We start from the raw sequence: 6,735 nt of genomic DNA, 5'->3' as shown, positions 1-6,735 counted from the left end.
TTGCAACTTTTTTAAATCGCTCATTTTGAACACAAAACTAAATTATAAACAGATGAAAAAATATTCCTAAAGCAAAGAGGATGTATTTAATACTTTGTGCCATAAAGATAGAACAGAATAGCATGAACTCAAAGGATAGCCTAAAAAAGTCATAAAGGTTATTCCTGCAGGAGTATTAATTACAGGATGAAAAATAGAAGCACTAATTTTTGGGCAGGAACTATAAACTCCACAATCCCGTAGACCTGTATTTTGTAAGTTTTGCTGTAGCGGATCATAATAATTGAAGGTTATTTTTCTTTAATTTTCTTTCGGTGCTTTAGCCCAAAATCAAGTAAAGCATTAATGACGGGTATTGTTTCTTTGGCGTGTTTGGTAATCCCATATGAAACCGTAACCGGTCTCGTATTATTAACGGTTCTTGTAATCAGCAGGTTCTGCTCCAAATCATATAATGCATTCGATAGAACTTTCGGGGAAATACCTGGAACTGTTTCTTGTAGATCTTTAAATCTCATCGTACCGAAGGACAGGTTTCGGAGAATACAAATTTTCCATTTGCCACCCAGTAAATCAAGTGTATCTCTCAAGGCCAATGTACGTTCCTTTAAATTTTCCTTATCTCTGCAATCCATAGTAGTATTAAAGTATAGTTACTTTCTTAAAGGTAATTGATACCAAATATAAAGTATATCTTCTATAATTTTGGCTCTGAATCAAATCGTTATATTAAAAATGAAAGTAACAGTAATCGCAAATATTTCAGCTAACGGAAAGACATTATTATCTAATAATCCTCATTATCAATTACCAAAGGAAGCGATGGGATTTTATTTGAAATATGCGAACAAGGTGGGAAACCTTATTATCGGATGGAAGACTTTTGAGAATTTCCGGAAGTTCCCCAAAGAAATAAAAGAACATTTTAAAGGAATTAAAATTATCATATTAGCCGATATACCGTATGAGATAGAAGGCTATACGGTTGTTGGAAGCCCTGAAGAAGCTATTGAACACCTAACGGCGGAAGGTTTGCAAGAAGTTGCAATTGGAGGAGGTACAGGCACTTTTAATGCTTTTATAGATAAAGATTTAGTAACGGACCTTTATTTTAATATTAGCCCGGTTATCACGGGGAATGGCGGAGTTTTGGGGAATAACCCCGTTTTGAGCACAAAATTCAAATTAGCGGAACATACCGTAAATGAAGATAACCTCCTTCTCCATTTTACAAAGCTGTAAATAAGGATTTAATAATTTCCTGGGTATCATCTGATTTTATTGTGCGGTAGCGGGTAATGAGGAATATAAGTGAATGCATACCGCAGAAAGGAGGAATTGCGTATATTTATGTGTTAGCGGCAAGTTAAAAATACTATAACGATCAATGAATAACCGAATCTTTGACAGTGAACACGAACCGATGTATTATGAAATTGACTATTCTACAAATTTTGGTACTTTTCCAGGCTAACCTTATAGCTGCACAAACCTCACTCGGGGAAATTAACCTGGAAAACGGAAAATACAATGTAGGATTTCGACACTACACCACTGCTGACAGCACAAGAACTTACAGCCGGATCTTTGACTACACCAATAAAAAGATAGTGAGACCAATTCCTGTAAGTATATGGTATCCTTCTGAACAAAATGTGGTCAACAGCGAGCCGTTGAGGGTTTTGGATTACCTTGAAATGCTGAAAGAAGAAGAGGAATGGGAACATTTGCCTAATGAACAAATATTAAATTGGTTTTATTATTCCAATACGCCTGCAAATCAAAAACACCTTGTCGAACAAACTACGGCATACACTAAAGCGGAATTTGCCAAGGGAAAATTTCCGGTAATTGTCTATGCACCAAGTTACCAGGCATCATCCATCGAGAACTTTGCGCTTTGTGAATATCTGGCAAGTCACGGTTTTGTTGTTGTGTCAGGTCCAAGTAGGGGAACTGAGACCCGTTGGTTCAGCAATAACAATGCAAAGGAAATGGAGACCCAGGCCAGGGATGTCGAGTTTTTGATGAAAGAAGCAGGTAAATTTCCAATTACGGATTACGACAAGATTGCGGTTATGGGTTTTAGCTTTGGCGGTTTATCCAATATCATCGTGCAAAATCGCAATGGCAATGTAAAAGCTATTGTGAGTCTTGACGGTACAGAAAGATACCAATATGAACTACTAAACCAATCACCGTTTTTCGCAGCTCAAAAGATTGATGTCCCATACATTCATATGGCACAGAAAGACATTCCCGGAATAGTCTTGAAAGAAGATAATATTAATCCTGAACTTAACACAAAATTTCAATTATTCGACAGCTTGTCGAGGAGTAAGGCATATCGATTAAAGTTTCACAACCTTACACATAGTTATTTCAGTACTTTGGGCATTCTCTTTGAAAAGAGAGATGAAAGACAGGACAAAAGCGATCCTGAAATCATGGAATCCTATAAATGGGCTTCGATATATACATTGAATTTTTTAAATGCCACCCTAAATAAGGATAAAAACGCATTAAGGTTCATCGAAAACAATCCATCAGATAATGGAATTACAAATAGCCTGATAACCCTACAAACCAAGCAACCGGAAAAAGACGCATTCACATTTCAGGATTTTAACGACCTGGCATCAAACCGAAACTATGAAACCTTATTACAATGCTATGACTCGATAACGAGAATGTATTCTGCGTTTGAAATTCCGGAAAGCAATCTAAACACACTTGGTCTGCAACTTGTTTTCAACCCGGATACTTCAGAACAAGGAATAAATGTATTTTTATTGGCAACAAAACTTTATCCGGATTCTGCAAATCTTTACGATAGCCTGGCTGAAGGATATTTGGTTATGGGCAACAAAGAAAAGGCTATTGAAAGTTTTGAAAAATCTCTGGAGTTAAATTCCCGAAATCAAAACGCCATCAACCGATTGGAACAACTAAGGGAGTAAAACCGGTTATTTTATTGTTTCTGCGACGACAGGAAAATATCAGGTAACTGGTGATCTGGCGACCATGAAGATAGATTGCGTATATTTATGTTTTGTATCTTATTCAAGAAGCCAAGATGATAAAAGGACTATCGGGATTTCTTTACTTTTTTTGCTTAGTTACCGGCACTACAAGCTGTATATCTCAGGAAAGGACCGAAATCAGAAACCTTAAAGGTTTTGAAGTTACGGCCGATTCCTTAAGTGTCTTTCTCCAGTCGAGAATGGATACTCTAAATATTCCCGGGCTTTCCATTGCGGTCATAAATGACAGCAAGGTGGTATATCATCACACTCTTGGATACGCAAATCTTGGGAAGAAATTACCCGTTACCGGTAAAACCATTTTTGAAGGAGCTTCATTGTCGAAATCGGTATTTGCTTTTTTTGTGATGAAATTCGTCGAAGAAGGTAAACTGGATTTGGATAAACCATTGTACGAATATTTGCCTTATCCTGATATTGCACATGATGATAGATACAAAAAAATAACAGCGCGAATGGTACTAAGCCATAGGTCGGGACTCCCGAACTGGAGGGAGAATGAAGATGACAAAAAGCTTAAAATTAAATTTGAACCGGGAACAGATTATGAATATTCGGGAGAAGGGTACCAATACCTGGCCATGGTTTTGAAGCATATCGAAGGTACTGATTGGAATGGTTTGGAAACTATTTTTCAGGACAAGGTCGCAAAACCTATAGGTATGAAACATACCGCATTTATTCCAACACCTTATACAAACGAGAACAAAGCAGAACCCTACAATAACCAACGCCAACGGATTGATTGGGAAAACGACTATTGGTATAAAAAAGACAAGGGAAAATTTGTTGCCCCGGCGTCGATACTTTCAGAGCCTATGGATTTTTCCAAATGGATGATTGCGGTAATGAACCAGGAGCAATTATCCGAAAATAGTTATAGGGAGTTATTCAAGCATCATTCAAAGATATCAACATCATCTACAGGAATAAACGTATATTACACATTGGGATTTTTAACGGCAGATAAGGCTTATAGTAACACATATTTTCATAGTGGAAATAATGCAGGATTCACATGTTTTTACCTAATGGATACGGAAAAGGACTGGGGATATGTGCTTTTTACAAATTCCGAACACGGAGAAAAACTTGGAAACGAGGTATGGGATTATTTTGAAACGGAGTATTAGATTTTGACTAATCCGCTCCAGCTGCCCCTCGTTTGATTTGTATGGTGACATAAATTTTAACAAAGAAACTGCTAAATCAATCTATGCAAAAAAATAACCGATGAAGAAAACTATTTTAAAACCCGCTCTACGAAGTGTTCCGGGCCCTCGGATGTCTTAGACTTCGATAAGCTCGGCACTGGTGTAACCCGTACAAAAGGACATTACTCCCGATAAATCGTCCGGAAGCCAGGTAAAATGGATACCTGTTAAAAACGAGCACCGGTTGGATTTGTTATAAGCGGAGGCATACGGATGCAGGTTTCTGCTTTTTCTCTCCGTAATTTGATATAATGAAATTGCGTTTTAATTCATCCATTTGTTTGTGAAGGAGAGCGTATTTTTTAAGTTTTATAGCAATATTGTTGAATTAAGAATACAGTAAAAATTATGAATAAACTATTCCTGTCTCTTTTAATAGCAATTTTTTGTGCTCAGGGAGTCATTGCGCAGAAACAACTGGGCGAGACCGAAAAATTGGCAAGCACAGCTCGAATCTGGGGCTTTTTGAAATACTATCATCCTAATGTGGCAGATGGAGCGTACAATTGGGATGAGGAGCTCTTTAAAATCCTGCCAAAGGTTGAACAAGCTGCAAATAAAGAAGAATTATCAAAAGTGTATCTGGATTGGATTGAAAGTCTTGGGCAAGTCCAGCCCTGTAAAAAATGTAAAGCCAATAAAGAGGGCGTAATGTATTTTGATAAAAATTTCGATTTAAGCTGGCGGGATGACGAGCAGTTATTTACCACGGAACTTTCCGAAAAACTCCGATATATCGAAGAGAACAGGCACCTGGGAGGAAAATATTACGCAAAACCAAGAGAAGGAGCAGGAGAAGGTGCCCTCGCTGTTGAAAATGAAATTGACTATGAAGACTTCAACTGGAATAACGAGAACCTACGGTTGTTGTCGCTGTTTCGCTATTGGAATATCGTGGAGTATTTTTTCCCTTATAAATACCAGATGGATACGGATTGGGATGATACCTTATCAGAGATGATTCCCAGATTTTTAAACCCGGAATCGGAACAGGATTTTTCATTGGCCATGTTAGAACTGGTTATCAGAATAGATGACAGTCATGCAAATTTATTTACCAAAGGTACATTAAAGTATTTTGGTAGGTATTATCCTCCGTTTGGAATTAAGCTATTTGATGATGGGGCCGTGGTTACAGAAATCCTTAACGATTCTCTGGCAAAATTGGATGATATAAAAATCGGTGACATTATAACGAAAGTCAGCAATCGAAATATAGGAGATGTCTTTGAGGAAAGGAAAAAATATATAGCCGGGTCTAATATCTCAAGAAAAAGATTCAACGCCAAGTATTATATTTTTAATGGATCTAATGATTCGTTGGACATTACATATATAAGAAACGGTGAAAAGCAAGAGAAGACCATAAAAAGGCACTTAAAGAAGGATATATGGGGCGCAGAGCAGGACGAAGAAGTAAAAAAAGGAGTTGAAAAAGAAGCGTATAAAATTCTTGATGAAAATATAGCCTATGTAGATGCATCTTTATTAAAAGGTATTGACATTAAAGAAATGATGGGAGTACTCAAGAATACCAAGGCCATTATTATCGATGTTAGAAAGTCTTCTTCAGCGTCTCTCTATGAAGTGGTGAATTACATAACTTCCCCTGAAAAAGAATATTTCAAGATTATTTTACCTGATTTCGATTATCCCGGGCGATTTTTTTGGGTGGAAGAAGGGTTGAACAAAGTAGGGCATAACAAAAAATTACAGTACCAGGGTAAGGTCGTCGTATTGGTTAATGAACGTTGCCAAAGTCAATGTGAATTCAGAGTGATGTGTTTACAAACCGGAAATAACACCACAGCTATTGGAAGTCAGACTTCCGGAGCAGACGGAAATGTCAGTAGGTTTAATATAGTAGGCGGTGTGGAAACGCAAATTACAGGTGTAGGGATATTCTATCCGGACGGCACCGAAGCACAAAGAAATGGCGTTAAAATAGACATTGAAGTTGAGCCAACACTCCAGGGAGTAGCTAATGGGGAAGATGAAATACTGGAGCAGGCCATTGAGTTTGCGAAACAGTAAATGTCAACTAGTCTTTTTACGTTTGATGTTAATAATTATGAAAAATGGATATATAGTACCTCTCTATATCTCTATGGTATGAAAGACTTGAATATTTCGGAAATGTTTAATATGTAAACAAAACTATATTGTTGTTTTTCCAAACCGGTCTTCGGTTGAACCCATGGAAACGCGGCTCCATTGTACAATGCATTGATTTCGATAAGCTCGGCACTGGTATAACCCGTACGAAAGAACATTACTCCCGGTAATCATCGGGATACCGGGTAATGGATACTTGTTAAAAACGAGGACCAGCGGGGGGTACAACTAAAAGTTTTGTAGGTAATGATGAATCTTTATTACTGCAACATCAAAAATATGGAACAATTAAAGCAACTTATTATCAAAAAATAGGGTTAACAGGCCATCATTTTGAACAGCTGTGTTCTTCAATGGCACAG

Annotated in this window: 5 protein-coding genes; 4 read left to right on the top strand and 1 reads right to left on the bottom strand. The window is 37.4% G+C overall.

Features of this window, described 5'->3' with window-relative positions:
* Positions 1-290 precede the first annotated feature (290 nt).
* Positions 291-635 (bottom strand): winged helix-turn-helix transcriptional regulator, encoded by a 345-nt coding sequence (locus tag ED312_RS19660; protein ID WP_123217738.1) that lies wholly within the window; start codon positions 633-635, stop codon positions 291-293.
* Between the two features lie 100 nt (positions 636-735).
* Between ED312_RS19660 and ED312_RS19655 the strand changes: the two genes are divergently transcribed.
* The 4 genes from ED312_RS19655 to ED312_RS19640 all read left to right on the top strand — a co-directional run bounded on the left by ED312_RS19655 (position 736) and on the right by ED312_RS19640 (position 6,292).
* Positions 736-1,242 (top strand): dihydrofolate reductase family protein, encoded by a 507-nt coding sequence (locus ED312_RS19655; RefSeq protein ID WP_123217737.1) that lies wholly within the window; start codon positions 736-738, stop codon positions 1,240-1,242.
* A 188-nt stretch (positions 1,243-1,430) separates the two neighbouring features.
* The gene (locus ED312_RS19650; protein WP_123217736.1) at positions 1,431-2,960 is read left to right on the top strand and encodes a dienelactone hydrolase family protein; all 1,530 of its coding nucleotides are present in this window, start codon (positions 1,431-1,433) and stop codon (positions 2,958-2,960) included.
* A 116-nt stretch (positions 2,961-3,076) separates the two neighbouring features.
* The gene (locus ED312_RS19645) at positions 3,077-4,177 is read left to right on the top strand and encodes a serine hydrolase domain-containing protein (RefSeq protein WP_123217735.1); all 1,101 of its coding nucleotides are present in this window, start codon (positions 3,077-3,079) and stop codon (positions 4,175-4,177) included.
* Between the two features lie 429 nt (positions 4,178-4,606).
* Positions 4,607-6,292 carry a S41 family peptidase gene (locus ED312_RS19640; protein WP_123217734.1) on the top strand — a complete coding sequence of 562 codons (1,686 nt, stop codon included), beginning with the start codon at positions 4,607-4,609 and terminating at the stop codon, positions 6,290-6,292.
* The last annotated feature ends 443 nt before the right edge of the window (positions 6,293-6,735 follow it).

It is taken from the genome of Sinomicrobium pectinilyticum (assembly GCF_003725735.1).
Taxonomy (GTDB): Bacteria; Bacteroidota; Bacteroidia; order Flavobacteriales; family Flavobacteriaceae; genus Sinomicrobium; species Sinomicrobium pectinilyticum.
This window is presented reverse-complemented; position numbering and strand designations above follow the sequence as displayed.

Excerpts from the sequence above, each read along its gene's own strand:
- ED312_RS19660 (WP_123217738.1), bottom strand. The coding sequence starts at position 635 with ATGGATTGCAGAGATAAGGAAAATTTAAAGGAACGTACATTGGCCTTG.
- ED312_RS19655 (WP_123217737.1), top strand. The coding sequence starts at position 736 with ATGAAAGTAACAGTAATCGCAAATATTTCAGCTAACGGAAAGACATTA.
- ED312_RS19650 (WP_123217736.1), top strand. The coding sequence starts at position 1,431 with ATGAAATTGACTATTCTACAAATTTTGGTACTTTTCCAGGCTAACCTT.
- ED312_RS19645 (WP_123217735.1), top strand. The coding sequence starts at position 3,077 with ATGATAAAAGGACTATCGGGATTTCTTTACTTTTTTTGCTTAGTTACC.
- ED312_RS19640 (WP_123217734.1), top strand. The coding sequence starts at position 4,607 with ATGAATAAACTATTCCTGTCTCTTTTAATAGCAATTTTTTGTGCTCAG.